Source organism: Rhodobacter sp. P1_C2 (genome assembly GCF_056406375.1).
On the sequence record NZ_JBFUAG010000013.1, the window covers coordinates 48287 to 64264 of the forward strand.

Consider the following 15978-nt stretch of genomic DNA (forward strand, 5'->3'; position numbering starts at 1 on the left):
GGTCAGCAGATCCGCGGCAACTGCTCGCCGATCAGCATATCGACGATCCGGCTGCCGCCGAAGAGGGTGGTCATCCGCACCTGGCCCCTGTGATCGGCCAAAGCCTGCCCGATCCGGCAGGCGCCCTCGCCCTCGGGCAGGCTCCGCATCGCGGCCAGGGCGGCATCGGCCTCCTCCGGCGGGACGAACAGCACCAGCGTGCCCTCGTTGGCGAGGTAGAGCGGGTCAAGGCCGAGGATCTCGCACATGCCCTTGACCTCGGTCCGCAGCGGCAGGTCCGGCTCGGACAGCAGGATGCCGACGCCCGAGGCCTCGGCCATCTCGTTCAGGGCCGAGGCGATGCCGCCCCGGGTGGCATCGCGGGCGGCGCGGGTGCCGGGGGCCGCGGCCAGAACCGCCTCCATCAGGTGGCCAAGGCTGGCGCAGTCGGATCGAAGGTCGGTCGACAGCGCCATGTCGCCGCGCGCCGCCAGAATGGCCGCGCCATGATCGCCCAGCCGCCCGTTGACCAGCGCCACATCCCCCGGCCGGATGCGGTCCGCCGCCAGATGCCGCCCCGGCGGGATCACCCCCACGCCTGCGGTGGTGACAAAGACCCTGTCGGCCGAACCGCGGCCCACGACCTTGGTATCCCCGGTGACGATCCGCACCCCGGCGCGCAAAGCCTCGGCCTGCATCGAGGCGACGATACGGCGCAACAGGGCCACGTCGCAGCCCTCCTCGATGATGAAGGCCGCCGAAAGCCAGAGCGGCCGCGCCCCGCCGACCACGAGGTCATTGACCGTGCCGCAGACCGCGATCTTGCCGATATCGCCGCCGGGGAACTCCACCGGCGTGACCACGAAACTGTCGGTGGTGAAGGCGAGCTGCGCGCCGGGCTCCTGCAGCGCCTCGGAGGTCAGGCGGGCCTGATCCTCGGACCCCGGCGGCAGGAAGACCGCGGTGAAGACCTCGTCGATCAGGTCACGCATGGCTTTGCCGCCTCCGCCATGGGCCAATGTCACATGAGTGTCGCGCAGTGCCATGTCTTTCCCTCACAAATCTTCTGCGAAGATTTTGGTTGCGAATTTTCGCCGAAAATTCGTGTCTCGGAATTTTCGCAGAAAATTCGTTACTCCGCCGCCGCGCGCGCCCCGCCATATTGCCAATAGGCGGCACAGGCCCCTTCGGACGAGACCATCAGCGCCCCGAGCGGCATCTCCGGCGTGCAGCCGCGGCCGAATTGCGGACAGGCGGTCGGCTTGATCCGCCCGGTCATCACCGCACCACAGGCGCAGCCCTCGACCTCGGGCACATGGCGCGGGCCTGCGGCATAGCCGATGCCGAATTTCTCTTCCGCGTCAAAGGCGCGGTATTTCTGGCGGATGCGCAAACCGCTGGCGTCAATCTCGCCCAGGCCCCGCCATTCGAAGCTCGGGCGGCGTTCGTAGACATCGGCGATCGCGGCGAGGCTGACCGGATTGCCATGTTCAGGCACCACGCGGGCATATTGGTTTTCCACCTCCGCCCGGCCTTCGGCGATCTGGGTCAGCACCATCAGCACCGATTGCAACAGATCGGTTGGCTCGAACCCCGCTACGGCGATGGGCTTGTGGTAATCATCGGCAATGAAATCATAGGGGTGGATGCCGATCACCATCGAGACATGCCCCGGTCCGATGAAGCCATCGAGCAGCATGTCGGGGTCATCGAGCAAGGCCTTGATAGGTTCCGGCACGGTGATGTGGTTGCAGAAGATCGAGAAATTGGTCAGCCCCTCGCGCGCCGCCTGCTGGATCGACAGGGCGGTGGAGGGGGTCGTCGTCTCGAACCCCAGCCCGAAGAAGATCACCTCGCGCGTCGGATTGCGCCGCGCGAGTTCCAGCGCATCCAGCGGCGAATAGACCATCCGCACATCGGCCCCGCCGGCCTTGGCCTGCATCAGGGACTTCTTGTGCCCCGGCACCCGCATCGCATCGCCGAAGGTGCAGAAGATCACCCCGGGCAGTTCGGCCAGCTGCACGCATTCATCGACCCGCGCCATCGGCAAGACGCAGACCGGGCAGCCCGGACCGTGGATGAACTCCACCCCCGGATGGATCAGCTTGTCGAGCCCGTAGCGGAAGATCGAATGGGTGTGGCCACCGCAGATCTCCATGATATGGACGGGCTTTTCGCGGCTCGCGCCGATCTTGTCGGCCTCTGACGCGATCGCGGCCAGAAGCCCGCGCGCCAGCGTCGGGTCGCGGAATTCGGAGGCGTATTTCATGCTGACACCTCACCAAGGGCGCGCTGGCCCTCGGCCATGGCGGCCAAAGCCTCCTGCGCCTCGCCCAGATCGCGCAAAGCCTCCAGCGTGCGGGCGGCCTCGTCCGCGTCGATCAGGCTCATCGCAAAACCGACATGGATCAGCGCCCATTGGCCCACCAAGTCCTGCAAGGGGCCAAGCGCCACGCAGGCCACATTGACCTCGCGCCGCACGCCCGAGACCTCGGCCATCGCCATCAGGCGCGCCTCATCGGTGATGGCCATAATCTGGCCGGGGATGCCAAGACACATTCAGTCGTCCTCCTCTTCATCGGCGGTGGCAAGCCCGGGGGGCTGCACGCCGTAGCGGTCGAGTTTTGCCCGCAGGCCGACCCGGCTCAGCCCCAGTTCGGCGGCGGCACGGCTCTTGTTCCAGCGGTGGCGGGTCAGCGTCTCGCGCAGGATGCGCATTTCGACCATCTCCACCCGGTCCTTCAGGCTGCCATCCCCCGTCAAACCGGCCTGCGCCGAACGGTCGGCCCCGGACTCGCCCGGCGGCGCCTGCAGGATCGGGCGCGAGATCAGGTCGGCGCCCAGCACCACCTCTTGCGCACGGATCAGCATCCTGATGACCTCATTGGACAATTCGCGCAGGTTGCCGGGCCAGTCATAGCTTTCCAGAAAGGCCAGCGCGGCATGGTCAAAGCCATGCACCGGCTTGCCATGCGCGGCCGAAGCCTCCACCAGCAGATGCTGCGCCAGCAGCGCCACATCGCCGGGCCGCCCGCGCAGCGGCGGCAGCGCCAGTTCGGTGGTTGAGAGCGCAAAGTAAAGATCGGCGCGGAACTGCCCCTCGGCCACCAAGGCACCCAGATCGCGGTGCGCGCCCGAGATCAGCCGCAGGTTCGAGGTCAGAACCTCGTTCCCGCCCACCGGGGTAAAGCCGCCCTCGCTCAGGACCCGGTACAGCGCCATCTGCACGGCGGGCGACAGGCTGTCGATGCCGTTCAGGAACAGCGTCCCGCGGTCGGCGCGCTGCATCAGGCCGATCTTGTTGGCGCCGCCGGGCAGAACCCCGCGCTTGGCCCCGAAAAGCTCGATCAGCGCCAGGTCATCGGGCAATCCGGTCAGGTTGACCTCGTGAAACGGCTTGTCCGAGCGCAGCGAGGCATAATGCATCGCCCGCGCCAGCTGCGCCTTGCCGGTGCCCGGCTCGCCGGTCAGCAGCACCGGCACGTCGAAACTGGCATAGGCCCGCGCCTGCGCCACCACGCCATTCATCGGCGAAGTCGGGCCGCGCAGGATGGTCTCGAAGCCAAGCCCGTCGCGCAGGGCCTTGCGGCGCTTTTCCAGCCGGCTTTCGGCGGTGGCGGTCAGAAAGCGCATCTCCAGCGCCATGCGTTCATTGTCGCGCGCCAGGGTGAAGAGCTGCGCCGCATTGCGGGTGGCCACCAGAAGCTGGTCGGGGTGCCAGGGCTTGGTGAGGAACTGGTGGATCCCCGCCTCGTTGATCGCGGCCATCATCGACGCGGCATCGGTATAGCCAGTCAGGATGATGCGGACCACATCGGGCCAGCGCTCGCGCACCTCGGTCAGGAACTCCACCCCGCTGCGCCCGGGCATCCGCTGGTCGCAAAGGATGACCTGCACCCATTCCTGTTCCAGGACCGCCATCGCGGCGGTGGCATCGCCCGCCATATGGATGTCGAACTCGTCCTCCAGCGCCATTTTCATCGCCGAAAGCGAGTGGGGCTCGTCATCCACCAGAAGAACCGAGGCGCGGATCGGGCTGGCCATGGGTCAGACCTTGACCTTGGCCTTGGCCGCAAGCTCGGCGCCAAGCCAGTCGATCCACGCCGCCATCCCCTCCCCGGTCCGGGCCGAGACGCGCAGGATTTCGATGCCGGGATTGATCCGGCGCAGGTTGGCCTCGTAGGCGTCCAGATCGGCGTCGCAATGCGGGGCAAGGTCGGTCTTGTTGAGGAGCGCGAGCCTGGCCGCTGTGAACATGTCGGGATATTTCAAGGGCTTGTCCTCGCCCTCGGTCACCGAAAGGATGGCGACCTTGGCATCCTCGCCAAGGTCGAAGGCGGCGGGGCAGACGAGGTTGCCGACATTCTCGATGAAAAGATACGACCCCGGCGCGGGGTTCAGCACCCCCATCGCATGGCCGACCATCTGCGCATCCAGATGGCAGCCCTTGCCGGTGTTGACCTGCATGGCCTGCGCCCCGGTGGCGCGGATGCGGTCGGCATCGACCGAGGTCTGCTGATCGCCCTCGATCACCGCGAGGGGGGCCGCGCCCAGCATCGCGATCGTCTTGCACAACAGCGTGGTCTTGCCCGAACCGGGCGAGGAGACGAGGTTCAAGGCCAGCACGCCCCGCGCCTGCAATTCCTTGCGGTTGGCGCGGGCGAAGTCGTCGTTCTTGGCGAGGATCGAGGTTTCCACCGCGATCAGCCGCGCCTGGCTCATGCCCGGGACCGAGACACCCGCCGCGCCGTGGCCGTAGTGGTGGTCCTGCGGGTGGGGATGATGATGCGCTGCGGCGGGCGCACGGGCGCGGACATGGCCGAAGGGCAGAAGCTCGTCCTGCCGCTTGCCGTCGAACGCCAAAGTCTCGCTGCAACCACATACCGTGCACATCAGAGCACCTCCATATCCTTGATCCGCATCTCGTCGCCGCCCTGCGGCATCAGCTTACCCGAACCGCAGAGCGGGCAAAGCGCCAAACGGTCTTCGATCTCGACCGTCTCGGCGCAGTCGTAGCAGAGGGCCTGCCCGGGCAGGTCGATCATCTCCAGCCGCGCGCCTTCCGCCGGACTGCCGCGCATCACCACCTCGAAGGCGAATTCCAGTGCGGGTTTTTCGACCGTGGCGAATTTGCCGATCTCCAGCCGCAGGAGGGTGACGCGCGCGAAGCCATGGGCGCGGGCCTGATCCTCGATGATCGAACGGATACCCTCGCAAAGCGACATTTCATGCATGGCGCACCTGCGGCAGTTCGGTCGCCACGCAGGGCGACAGGATGTCGATGACCAGCGGCAGAAGATGCGCCTTCTGCGGCGGCAGGCTGGCGAGGACCTGGGTCAGGATGCCGCCCGGCGCGCAAAGGTGGTCGGTCGGCGTGCGCCGCTCAAAGGCGGTGAGAAGCCCGCCCGTCGCCCGCGCCCGCAAGGCATAGGCGCCGCGCGCAGCGGGAACCAGCGCCAGATCGCCCGCGCTCTGGCCTTGCGCCGCACCCCTCTGCAGGGCGGCAATGTCATGGATCAGCCCCGCCGCGCGCCAGAACGGCCCATGGCCAAAGCGCGCCGCGATGCCTTGCAGCGCCGGGGCGTCCGCATGGCGGGCCGCGACCGAGTTTTCCTGCGCCACGGGGAGCAAGGCGGTACCCATGCGGAGGAGCGGCAGGTCGGCCACCGCCTCACCGGGCGCAAAGGCGCGGGAAATCGCCGCAAGCACCGGGGCCACGCCCTGCCCCGAGGCGAGCCAGCGGCCGAAATCCTGCGGCACGGCGCTGCCCCAGACGATCCTTGCCGTCTCGGCAGGATCGGCCCAGTCCGCGGGCAGGCGCATTGGCGTCAGGCCCAGAAGGCCGGGCCAGATCACGCAAAGCTTCAGAAGATGGTCGCGCAAGGTCTCCCGCCGCAGGGCCTCGGGCGCGCGGGCGGGCTGGCCGAGGGCCAGGGCCAAAGCCATGCCCTGCGCCGCGGCACAGAGGTTGAAGAGGCGCGGCAGAAGGGCTGCGGCCTCCTCCACCGGGCGGCCAAGCAGCAGCGCCGCCACCGGCAGGTCGGCGGGGGGCGTGAAGCCCCAGCCTGCGCCGTCCCGCCTGATGACCAGCGCCTTGCCCATTCAACCCTCGGCCAGACCGGCGGTGATCAGGGCGCGGCGGGTGGGGGCGACAGGTTCGGCCTCCTCTGCCGTCACGGGGTCGATGCCAGCCTCTTCTGCCTTCACCGCCCCTTCCGCCGCCGCACGGATCTCGGCGGCGCGGTCGGTTTCCTCGCGGTGGTCAGGCTCGAACAGGGCGGCCATGATGGCATTGCCGACCTCGACCGCCTGAAGCTGGCTGGAAAAATCGCCCATCGGCGAGAAGAGAGAACAGGCCTTGTAACCGCCCACCATTTCCCGCGTGTTGTGGATGAACTCATACTCGCCCGAGGGGAAGGCGATCACCTCCTTCTCTCCGGCGCGCAGGACGGGCCAGGGCGTCTCTCCCGGCAAGAGCACGAGGTTCAGGAACCAGGGCGAGATCAGGACGCCAAGCAGCTGCCCCTCCCAGGGACGAAATCCCAGGGCCTGCACATGGAGGGCGGCGTTGACGATCGGCACGTCCTTCATCTTGGCGTTCCAGATCTCGCGGAAATCGGCCTCCAAGGCGGCGGTGCGGCTGGCGATGACAGCGTCACGTGCCATGTCGGCGCTGCCCGGGTCGGACAGCACCATGAACTGCGCCTTGGGCGCGCCGCAGCCCGGGCAATGCCAATCCTCGGGCAGGGCCGCAAACGGCGTGCCGGGCAGGACCTGTCGGTAATCGTCGCCCTCTGCCGGGTCATAGGGCGTCCAGCAGATCTTGCATTCCATCACCGCCTCGGCAGAGATCCTGTCATTGGCGCCAAGGTAGGAGCCTTCGAAACCGCTCATCTGATCGCCTCCAGCACTTCCAGGATGCGCGCGCCGCTGTCTTCCAGATCCTCGCGGGCGGCAAGGGCCACTTCGGGCATCGGCGTGATCTCGAAGGTGTCGAGGATCAGGTTATCCTGAGAGTTGTAGAACTGCACCCGCCAGATCGGGGCAATCGCGGTGGCGGTGATCCGGCAATTTCCATAGCCGCGCGACAGGATGGTCACGGCGCCCTCGCCCAAGGCCTCGGCGAGCCAGAGGAGGTCCTCCTCGGTATGGGGCAAGAGGGTGAGGTTGACCACATGCGGCAGATCGCCGGGCTGGTGGCTCGCGGCCTTGTCCAGAAGTTCGGCGAGGATCGGCGGCGCATTGACCACGCCCGGCCCGCGCGGCACCAGCGTACGCCGCGCCGCTTTGCTGGCCCGGAAGGCGCGGGCGATCGACAGGCCCGGCACCGGCGCCACCTCCAGCCGGTCCACCCCGGAACCGGCCAGCAGCCAGACCCCGGCGAAGACCGATTCCTGCACCATCAGCGCCGGATTGCCGCGCAGCTTCATCGCGACCTCGCCCTGGCCCAAAGTCTCGGCGATCAGCGCGCGCGCGGCCTTGCCAAGGCCCGAGAGATCGAAATCCGCCGTCTGCCCGCTGCGCGAGGCGATGTCGCAGGCGGCGGCCACATCGGCCAGCGTCGCCAAAGCGGGGGCGACCGAGGTCAGGTCGGCGATATCGGGCAGATGCGGGCTATAGGTCCGCATCCCCGAGGGCAGCGCCATATATTCAAGCTCGCCATCCTCGTCGGGTTGCGAGCCGGGGCCGAAGCCGATGGGGGGCAGGTGGAATGTCGCCATGGTAACCTCCTCAGGCAGCCGCGAGGCCAAGGATATGGGTGATGCGCTGCAGGTAATCGTCCCAGTCGCGGATCTTCTCGACCGCGCCGAGGTAGCGGCCCTGATCGAAGAACAGGAAGCCGGGGGTTTTCAGAGCGCGGTGCGTCTCGCGCAGGGTGGCTTCGATGGCGTCGTCGATCAGGGCGCAGTCGAAGGCGTGCTGGAAGACCATCCGCAGTTCCGGCAGGATCACCGCCGCATCCGCCGTCTCCAGATTGCGCACCGGATCACCGGGGATGAAAAGGCAATGGAGGCCGGGCCGGTCAAGGAACTCCGCCACGTCGGACATGCTGTGCAGGCGCGGCCAGTGCAGCTCGCGCTCCAGCCGGGTCAGGAGGGGGTGGCTGGCGCCCTTGGCGCGTGGCAGAGGGTCGTGATCATGGGCATGGTCGTGCATCGGATCATCCTTGCGCAAGGCCGGCCTCGAAGGCGGCCTGAAGATGGGGGGGAAGGCTGGGGGCGCGCGCCTCGAGGTCTGCGAAGGCCGGGCCGAGGTCGCCGCCCTGCATCAGGTCACGCAGACCCTTCAGCGCCGAGGTGATCTGCGCGGCCTCCTCCGGCCCGATCACCGCCCGGGCGGCGCCGAGAAAGTTCAGCACCCAGTCACCGGCCACAGCCTCGGCACAGAGGCTGAGGTCGATCAGTTCGCGCCCCTCCGGCCCTTCGGCCAGCCCGGCGATCCCCTCGACCGAGATCAGACGCATCGGCACGCCGACACACATCAGACCGCCTCCGGCAGAAAGCGGGCATCGCCTATCCGGCAGGCCTCGGCTTCCGACGGACGGCCGGCCTCATAGGCGTCGCGGCGGATCGACGGGTCGGCAAGGCCGTCGCAGGAGGTCTGCCCCGCGGGCGCCGCGATGCCCCAGGCGGCCAGCCGGGCCAGCGCCACTTCGAGGGCCGGGTCGATCTGCGCCGCCACCGCCGGGCGCAGGCCGCCGCCGAAATCCTCAAGCTCGACCGGCTGGCAGCCGATCAGCAACATCTCTGCCGGGCAATAGCCCATCAGCTGCGCGGTCGCGATCACGTCCTGAAAACCGGTCTGATGCAGGCTCATCTTCTTGGCGCCCATGAAGGCGGGCACCTCCTCGTTCTCGACGATCTTCAGCGTACCGGGCAGCAGGCCATAATCCACCGCGTCAAAGACGATCAGCGCCTCGGCCTCTTCCAGAAAGGGCAGAAGATACAGGCCCTGCGTGCCGCCATCCAGCAGGCGCACCTCGGGGCCAAAGGCATGGCGGGCGGCCAACGTCTCGACACAGCGCACGCCAAAGCCCTCGTCGGCCCAAAGCAGATTGCCGATGCCCAAGATCAAGATTTTCGCCATCATCCCCTCCCCGGTCCGGCTGGCCACTTTGCATCTGGCCTTGCAACTGACAGTAAAGCTTTCACCTGCCCCGTCAGGCGGCTTTTCACCCTTTGGCAGGGAATCAGCCAATCCGCTGAAATCCATCTGTTTTCTGGCCAAAAACCGGTGCAGCACCACGGCCAAGATGGAAACCATCCCGCCACTTTTGCCACAAAGTGAAAAGCCACCATCCAGAACAAAAAAGGGGCGCGCCGCAGCACGCCCCGTTACTTGTGACAGCACCCGAGTCAGGTCGGGTCATCGTCCTTGAAGGTCCGGTGCCCCGAGATCATGGTGGAGACGATGGACTGCCGGCTCATGATATCCTCGCGGATCGCCACATAGATGTGGATCATCATGAAGATGGTGATCCACCACATGCCAAGGTGATGGATCGTGTGCAGGGTCTGGCTTGGCCCGACCAGGTACCGCACCCAGCCGAAGGCGTGGTCGAAGAACGACCCCTGCCCCGCGCCCTCGGCATAAAGCGCCATGCCGGTCAGGATCATGAAGCTGAGGCCGAGGGTCATAAAACAGAACATCGCCATCTGCGCCAATGGGTTGTGGCCGACGTATTTCTTGGGCGCGGCTTCGAGGAAGAGATACCAGCGCACCTCGAACCAGACCTCGCGCCAATAGCTGCCGCGCCAGATGGGCACATAGAAGAGCTGCTTGGCATGGTGGTTGCCGATCAAGGCCCAATAGATGCGGCCGAAGAAGGCCACGGTCAGGATCATCCCGGCGGCGAAATGGGCAAAGCGGATATAGCCGAAGATGAACTGGTCATAGGCCTCGCCCGCGCCCATCGTGGGCAGGGGCGAGCCGATCAGATAGCCGCTGATCATCAGCACGAGGATGGCCAGCGCATTGGTCCAGTGCCAGATCCGCACCGGCGCCTCGTAGACATAGACCGAGGTCTGGCGCCGGGCACTGCCCAGATCGGCCGGATGGGCATCGTGGGCGGGAAGGTCGCTCATGGCCTAGCCCACCATCATCAGAAGGCCGGCCCCCGCGATGCCCGCCCCGATCAGCCCCTGCGCCAGGGGCAGCCGGGCGACCTGACGCGCCAGCACGAGGCCCGCCAGATGCAGGCCCGCCGTGGCGATCAGGAAACCGGCGAGGTAGAGACCCGCCGGCCCCGTCGCCTCGACCCCATGGGCATAGCCATGCGCCGCGGCAAAGGCCGCGATCGTGGCGAGCGAGGCCGCCGTGATCCCGGGGCTTTGCCCACGCCGCGCGAAGGCCACCATCAGGCCAAAGCCCAGAACCGAGGCGAGGATGGCCGTTTCCACCCCCGGCACCCGCAGGCCGATGAAGGCCAGAACCGCGCCCAAGGTCATCGCGGCCATGAAGCTTGCCGCCCCCGCCCAGACCCGGCTCGGCAAGGCAAAGCCCGACCAGAGCCCCACCGCCAGCATCGCCAGCAGATGATCCGCCCCGGTCAGCGGGTGCAAAAGCCCGGCCTCGAAGCCGAAACCATGCCCCGGATGCGCCAGCGCCGGACCCGCCAACAGGACCAACCCTGCCGTAAGCATCAGTTTTTTCATCGCATCCCCTCCCTCAGCGGACTTTGACGCGGGCGAGCTCCTGCCCGTCGGGTGACATCACATGGGTGGAACAGGCGAGGCAGGGGTCAAAGCTGTGCAGGGTGCGCAGGATCTCGACCGGCTCGTCGGGCCGTTCCATCTTGGTATCCATCAGCGAGGCCTCGAAGGCGCCGATATTGCCCGCCGTGTCGCGCGGGCTGCCGTTCCAGGTGGTGGGCACCACGCATTGGTAATTCTCGATCCTTCCGTCCTTGATGCGGATCCAGTGGCCAAGGGCGCCGCGCGGCGCCTCGGTCATGCCGACGCCCTTGGCCTCCTTGGGCCAGGTCGAGGGATCCCACTTTTCGACATTGGCGGTGTTGCTGTCGCCGTTCTTGATGTTGGTGATCATCTTGTCGAAGAAATGCCGCATCAGACGGCCGCAATATTCCGACTCGAGCGCCCGCGCCGCCGTCCGCCCGAGGGTGGAGAACAAGGCCGGCAGCGGCAGATCCATCGTGCGCAACAGGCCATCGACCTGGGCCTTGATATCCTCATGCCCCTGGGCATAGCCCACGACATAGCGCGCGAGCGGCCCCACCTCCATCGCGTGACCGCGCCAGCGCGGCGCCTTGATCCAGGAATATTTCGCCGCCTCGTCGAGGTTTTCGATGTTGGTGCGGGTGCCCTTGGCATTGGGGCCAAGTTCGTATTTCGGCTCGGTCACGCCATCCCAGGGATGCAGGCCCTTGCCCGGCTCGCCATAGGTGTACCAGGAATGGTCAACGAATTCCTGCACCTGTTCGGGGTCGCGGACATCGACCTCCTCGACCTTGGACATATCGCCGTTGATGATCGCCCCGCGCGGCAGATGCAGGTTGGCGGCGCTATAGTCATTGGCGTTTTCCGGGATGTCGCCATAGGCCAGCACCGACTTGCCCGAAAGCCCGCCGCCATACAGCCAATTCTTATAGAAACCGCCGATCGCCACGACATCGGGGATATAGACGTTGGTGTTGAACTCGGCACATTTGTCGATGATCGAGGAGACGAGGTTCAGCCGCTCCATGTTGATCGCGCCCACCGCGCCCACCCCATCCAGGTTGATCGGGCACGGCACGCCACCGACCAGCCAGTTCGGATGCGGGTTCTTGCCGCCAAAGATGGTATGGATCTTGACGATCTCCTTCTGCAGATCCAGCGCCTCGAGGTAATGGGTGGTGGCCATCAGGTCCGCCTCGGGCGGCAGAAGATAGGCCGGGTTGTCCCAATAGCCGTTCTTGAACAGGCCCAACTGCCCGCTTTCGACGAATTTCTTCAGCCGGTTCTGCACGTCGCGGAAATAGCCCGGGCTGCTGAGCGGGTGGCTCGGCGAGACCATCTGCTGCAGTTCCGACGTCGCTTTAGGATCGGCCCGCAAGGCATTGACAGGATTGACCCAATCCAGCGCGTGCAGGTGGTAGAAATGCACGATGTGATCGTGGATCTCCAGCGCCAGTTGCATCATGTTGCGGATCGAATTGGCGTTTTCGGGGATCTTGATGCCAAGCGCATCCTCGACCGCGCGCACGCTCGTCAGCGCATGGGTCCCGGTGCAGACGCCGCAGATCCGTTCGGTGAAGGCCCAGGCGTCGCGCGGGTCGCGGCCCTTCAGGATCACCTCCAGCCCCCGCCACATGGTGCCGGTGGAGACGGCGTTGCGGATGATGCCCTGATCGTCCACGTTCACTTCACAGCGCATATGGCCTTCGATCCGCGTCACCGGATCGACGACGATCCTGCGGCCCGAGGTGTCGAGGTTGAACCCGTTCGGTGTGGCACCCATGGCTTAACCCTCCACTTTCTCTTGATTTTTCTTCTGCGCACGTTTCAGCGCCGACACCGCGGCATGGACCGCCACGGCCGAACCGACGACGCCCGCCGCGCCAAGGCCGATCTGGTCGGCATTGGCCTCGACCCCGAACTGCTTGATATTGGTCAGACGGTTGTAAAAGCCGCCCTGATCCCAGAAGCCCTCTTCCGAACAGCCGATGCAGCCATGGCCGGACTGGATCGGGAAGGACGTCCCCTCGTTCCAGCGCACGGTGGAGCAGGCGTTGTAGGTCGTCGGCCCCTTGCAGCCCATCTTGTAAAGGCAATAGCCCTTGCGGGCGTTCTCGTCGTCCCAATGCTCGACGAACTGGCCGGCGTCGAAATGCGGCCGGCGGTAGCATTTGTCATGGATGCGCTGGCTGTAGAACATCGCCGGGCGGCCCTGGCGGTCGAGTTCCGGCAGGCGGTCGAAGGTCAGCATATAGGTGATGACCCCGGTCATCACCTCGGCGATCGGCGGGCAGCCGGGCACCTTGATGATCGGCTTGTCGAGGATGACCTTGTGGACCGGCGTCGCCCGCGTCGGGTTGGGCGCGGCCGCCTGGACGCAGCCATAAGAGGCGCAAGCCCCCCAGGAGATGATCGCCTTGGCGTGTTCGGCGGCCATTTTCAGCTGTTCCACAAAGGGTTTGCCGCCGATGATGCAATACATGCCATCCTCGTTCAGCGGCGGGTTGCCTTCGACGGCGAGGATGTAGTTGCCCTTGTATTTCTCGATCGTGTCCATCAGGGCGGCTTCGGCCTGATGCCCGGCTGCGGCCATCAGCGTGTCGTCATAGTCGAGGCTGATCATCGACAGGACCACATCCTTGGCCAAGGGATGGGCCGAGCGGATGAAGCTTTCCGAACAGCAGGTGCATTCCAGCCCATGCACCCAGATCACCGGCGTGCGCGGCTTGGTTTCCATCGCATGGGCGATCTTGGGCACGAAGGCCGGGCCAAGGCCCAGAGCCGCCGCCGTCAGGCTGCAGTATTTCATGAAGCTGCGCCGGGTGATCCCCTGACGCCGCATGACCTCATAGAAGGTTTCGATCTGTGACAAGCTGTCCTCCCTCTGGCGCTGCCCTTGGGGCAAGGCTTCCCTGTATGCAGGCGTATGCCAAAGCGGAGGGTGGTGCGGCGGAAATGCGCATAAAAGCGGCTAATTGTGATTGTAATTATATTACAACCGCTTGCGTGCCATTGTTCAGACGCGATCTGAGCCGAATTGCAAAGCCTTCTGCCAATAGGAAGCCTGCGGTGGCAGGAAACTTTCCTGTCAGCCCCGCGCCGCCGCGATCAGCGCCTGGCCAAAGGCGAGGCCGCCGTCATTGCAGGGCGTCGCCTTGTGGGTCAGCACCGGCAGGTCAAAGAGGCAGGCGCTGACCATCTCCAGCAAAAGCGCGTTCTGAAAGCAGCCGCCGGAGAGGGCGACCGCGCGGGCCCTTCCCTCCGTGACGAGCCTGCGCGCCTCGGCCGCAAAAGCCTGCGCGAGGCCGAGGTGGAAGCGGCGGGCGATGCGCGGGATGCTGACGCCCGACGCCAGATCGGCAAGGAGCGCCGGCCAGATCGGCGCGGGGTCCAGCCCGTCGAAGGCGTAAAAACCGCTCTCGGAGGGGGCGAGCGCGGCCTGCGCCTCCAGCAGGGCACCGGCCTCGCCCTCATAGCTTTGCACCTGACAGAGGCCCAGCACCGCCGCCACCGCATCGAAGAGCCGCCCGGCAGAGGAGGACAGCGGCGCATTCATCCCCGCCTTCATCGCCTGCCGCAGCAGCATCAGGGGGCGGCCCTCGAACAGACGGTCGGCCTCGGCCCCCAGCCCGGCCTGATCCAGCCGCGCCAGGGCATTGCGCCAGGGCTCGGCATTGGCGCGGTCGCCGCCGGGAAGCGGTGCAGGTTTCAGGTGAGCTTCGCGGGTAACCCCGTTGTAATCGCCCAGCAAAACTTCTCCACCCCAGATCGTGCCATCCTCGCCCAGTCCAAGCCCGTCGAGGATGATGCCTGCCACCTTGCCGCCGTCCCGCGGCCAGAGGTTGTCACCGAGGCAGGCGGCCAGGTGGGCGTGGTGGTGCTGCACCGCGATCACCTCCAGGCCCTGGGCCCGGGCATGGCGCGTCGCGCGGAAATCGGGGTGGAGGTCGCAGGCCACGCCTTGCGGGCGGTGCTGGAAGAGGGCGGTGTAATCGGCCTCGGCGCGCAGATATTCCTCCCAGGTCAGCGCGTCGTCGAGATCGCCCAGGTGATGCGACAAGAGCGCCTGACCCCGGCCCAGAAGGCAAAGCGCCGCCTTCATCTGGCCGCCATAGGCGGTCAGCGGCGCGGCATCGGCAAAACCCTTGGGCAGGGGCAGCGTCCCCGGCACCAGCCCCCGCGCGCGGCGCAGCACCATCGGCGGGCTGGCCCGCACCACGCTGTCATCCAGCCTGCGCAGGATGGCGCGGTCATGCATCAGGAAGGCATCGGCAAAGGGGGCCAGCTTGGCCCGCGCCTCCGCGTTGCCGATCACCTGCGGCTCGCCCGACAGGTTGCCCGAGGTCATCACCAAAGGCCCGGCGAAGGCGTCCATCAGCAGATGGTGCAAGGGCGTGTAGGGCAGCATCCAGCCCAGCGTGGTCAGGCCGGGGGCAAGGCCTTCGGGCAGCAGGCCCCCGACCTTCGGCAGCAGCACGACCGGGGCCGCGGCGGCGCGCAGTTGGGCGATTTCGGTCGGGCCGAGGGGGCTGTGGGCGGCGACCATCGCCTCGGTCCCCATCAGGGCGAAGGGCTTGCCGGGGCGGCGTTTGCGGGCGCGTAAGGTGGCGATGGCCGTGGCATTTCTGGCATCGCAGGCAAGGTGAAAGCCGCCGATCCCCTTGATCGCGATGATCTTTCCCGCTTGGAACGCCTGCACGGCCAGAGAGATCGCATCGCCTGGCACCTCCGTCAGGCCATCCGGCCCGGCAGCCTCGAACCAGAGCCGCGGGCCGCAGTCCGGGCAGGCGATCGGCTGGGCATGAAAGCGGCGGTCGGCGGGGTCTTCGTATTCGGCGCGGCAGGCGGGGCAAAGGGTGAAGCCCGCCATCGAGGTCTGGCTGCGGTCGTAGGGCAGGTTCCTCAGGATGGAAAAGCGCGGCCCGCAATGGGTGCAGTTGGTGAAGGCATAACCACGGCGGCGGCCCTGCCCCCTTATCTCGGCCAGACACTCCGGGCAGGTCGCGGCATCGGGGGTCACGCGGGTTTGCACGCCCTGACCCCGGCTGGCGCTGATGTGGAAAGCGGTGGGTGTGGTGGCGAAGACATGGGGAGAGACCTCGACCGCATCGACGCGGGCCAGAGGCGGGGCCTCCTGCCGTAGGCGGGTGGCGAAAAGGGCGAGGTTGGTGCCTTGGACATGGATCAGCACGCCCTCGGGGTCGTTCAGCACCTCGCCCCGCAGACCCATCGCATCGGCGAGTTGCCAGACGAAGGGGCGGAAACCCACGCCCTGCACCTGCCCGCGCACCCGGATTCTGGCGCTCTCCTCGGCCATGCCTGC

General features: G+C 66.8%; 18 protein-coding genes. 1 reads left to right on the plus strand and 17 read right to left on the minus strand.

Annotation, left to right across the window (positions count from 1 at the left end):
- Nucleotides 1-2 precede the first annotated feature (2 nt).
- The 12 genes from hypE to AC1DZT_RS19995 form a co-directional block, all read right to left on the minus strand.
- Nucleotides 3-1025: a hydrogenase expression/formation protein HypE gene (gene hypE / locus AC1DZT_RS19940; protein ID WP_478008399.1), complete on the minus strand. Its 1023-nt coding sequence runs from the start codon at nucleotides 1023-1025 to the stop codon at nucleotides 3-5.
- 86 nt (nucleotides 1026-1111) lie between these two features.
- Complete coding sequence (hypD, locus tag AC1DZT_RS19945) at nucleotides 1112-2248, minus strand: hydrogenase formation protein HypD (protein ID WP_478008400.1); 1137 nt, start codon at nucleotides 2246-2248, stop codon at nucleotides 1112-1114.
- The gene (gene hypC, locus AC1DZT_RS19950; protein WP_478008401.1) at nucleotides 2245-2538 is read right to left on the minus strand and encodes a HypC/HybG/HupF family hydrogenase formation chaperone; all 294 of its coding nucleotides are present in this window, start codon (nucleotides 2536-2538) and stop codon (nucleotides 2245-2247) included. Before hypC ends, hypD begins: the two co-directional genes overlap by 4 nt.
- A complete protein-coding gene (locus AC1DZT_RS19955) occupies nucleotides 2539-4023 on the minus strand; it encodes a sigma-54-dependent transcriptional regulator (protein ID WP_478008402.1) in 1485 nt (494 codons plus the stop codon). It lies immediately after the preceding gene.
- A 3-nt stretch (nucleotides 4024-4026) separates the two neighbouring features.
- The gene (gene hypB / locus AC1DZT_RS19960) at nucleotides 4027-4872 is read right to left on the minus strand and encodes a hydrogenase nickel incorporation protein HypB (protein WP_478008403.1); all 846 of its coding nucleotides are present in this window, start codon (nucleotides 4870-4872) and stop codon (nucleotides 4027-4029) included.
- Entirely contained in the window at nucleotides 4872-5213 is a 342-nt protein-coding gene (hypA, locus tag AC1DZT_RS19965) for a hydrogenase maturation nickel metallochaperone HypA (RefSeq protein ID WP_478008404.1), read from the minus strand. Before hypA ends, hypB begins: the two co-directional genes overlap by 1 nt.
- Nucleotides 5206-6081 carry a hypothetical protein gene (locus AC1DZT_RS19970; protein ID WP_478008405.1) on the minus strand — a complete coding sequence of 292 codons (876 nt, stop codon included), beginning with the start codon at nucleotides 6079-6081 and terminating at the stop codon, nucleotides 5206-5208. The genes hypA and AC1DZT_RS19970 overlap by 8 nt, the downstream gene beginning before the upstream one ends.
- Nucleotides 6082-6873 carry a [NiFe]-hydrogenase assembly chaperone HybE gene (locus AC1DZT_RS19975; protein ID WP_478008406.1) on the minus strand — a complete coding sequence of 264 codons (792 nt, stop codon included), beginning with the start codon at nucleotides 6871-6873 and terminating at the stop codon, nucleotides 6082-6084. It abuts the gene before it with no gap.
- On the minus strand, nucleotides 6870-7700 hold the full coding sequence (locus AC1DZT_RS19980; RefSeq protein WP_478008407.1) for a hydrogenase expression/formation protein: 831 nt from the start codon (nucleotides 7698-7700) through the stop codon (nucleotides 6870-6872). The genes AC1DZT_RS19975 and AC1DZT_RS19980 overlap by 4 nt, the downstream gene beginning before the upstream one ends.
- 10 nt (nucleotides 7701-7710) lie before the next feature.
- Nucleotides 7711-8136 carry a thioredoxin domain-containing protein gene (locus AC1DZT_RS19985; protein ID WP_478008408.1) on the minus strand — a complete coding sequence of 142 codons (426 nt, stop codon included), beginning with the start codon at nucleotides 8134-8136 and terminating at the stop codon, nucleotides 7711-7713.
- A gap of 4 nt (nucleotides 8137-8140) precedes the next feature.
- Entirely contained in the window at nucleotides 8141-8461 is a 321-nt protein-coding gene (locus tag AC1DZT_RS19990; RefSeq protein WP_478008409.1) for a HypC/HybG/HupF family hydrogenase formation chaperone, read from the minus strand.
- Nucleotides 8461-9069: a HyaD/HybD family hydrogenase maturation endopeptidase gene (locus AC1DZT_RS19995; RefSeq protein ID WP_478008410.1), complete on the minus strand. Its 609-nt coding sequence runs from the start codon at nucleotides 9067-9069 to the stop codon at nucleotides 8461-8463. Before AC1DZT_RS19995 ends, AC1DZT_RS19990 begins: the two co-directional genes overlap by 1 nt.
- Here AC1DZT_RS19995 and AC1DZT_RS20000 point away from each other — a divergent pair.
- Nucleotides 9041-9358, plus strand: coding sequence for a hypothetical protein (locus AC1DZT_RS20000; RefSeq protein ID WP_478008411.1), 318 nt, complete (start codon nucleotides 9041-9043; stop codon nucleotides 9356-9358). The genes AC1DZT_RS19995 and AC1DZT_RS20000 overlap by 29 nt on opposite strands.
- Here the strand turns inward: AC1DZT_RS20000 and cybH are convergent.
- From cybH to hypF, 5 genes are all read right to left on the minus strand, one after another.
- Entirely contained in the window at nucleotides 9336-10064 is a 729-nt protein-coding gene (cybH, locus tag AC1DZT_RS20005; RefSeq protein ID WP_478008412.1) for a Ni/Fe-hydrogenase, b-type cytochrome subunit, read from the minus strand. The genes AC1DZT_RS20000 and cybH overlap by 23 nt on opposite strands.
- Before the next feature lie 3 nt (nucleotides 10065-10067).
- A complete protein-coding gene (locus tag AC1DZT_RS20010; RefSeq protein ID WP_478008413.1) occupies nucleotides 10068-10634 on the minus strand; it encodes a HupE/UreJ family protein in 567 nt (188 codons plus the stop codon).
- Nucleotides 10635-10647: 13 nt separating this feature from the next.
- The gene (locus tag AC1DZT_RS20015; protein WP_478008414.1) at nucleotides 10648-12438 is read right to left on the minus strand and encodes a nickel-dependent hydrogenase large subunit; all 1791 of its coding nucleotides are present in this window, start codon (nucleotides 12436-12438) and stop codon (nucleotides 10648-10650) included.
- Nucleotides 12439-12441: 3 nt separating this feature from the next.
- Entirely contained in the window at nucleotides 12442-13527 is a 1086-nt protein-coding gene (locus AC1DZT_RS20020) for a hydrogenase small subunit (protein ID WP_478008415.1), read from the minus strand.
- Between the two features lie 216 nt (nucleotides 13528-13743).
- The gene (hypF, locus tag AC1DZT_RS20025; protein ID WP_478008416.1) at nucleotides 13744-15972 is read right to left on the minus strand and encodes a carbamoyltransferase HypF; all 2229 of its coding nucleotides are present in this window, start codon (nucleotides 15970-15972) and stop codon (nucleotides 13744-13746) included.
- Nucleotides 15973-15978: the final 6 nt, after the last annotated feature.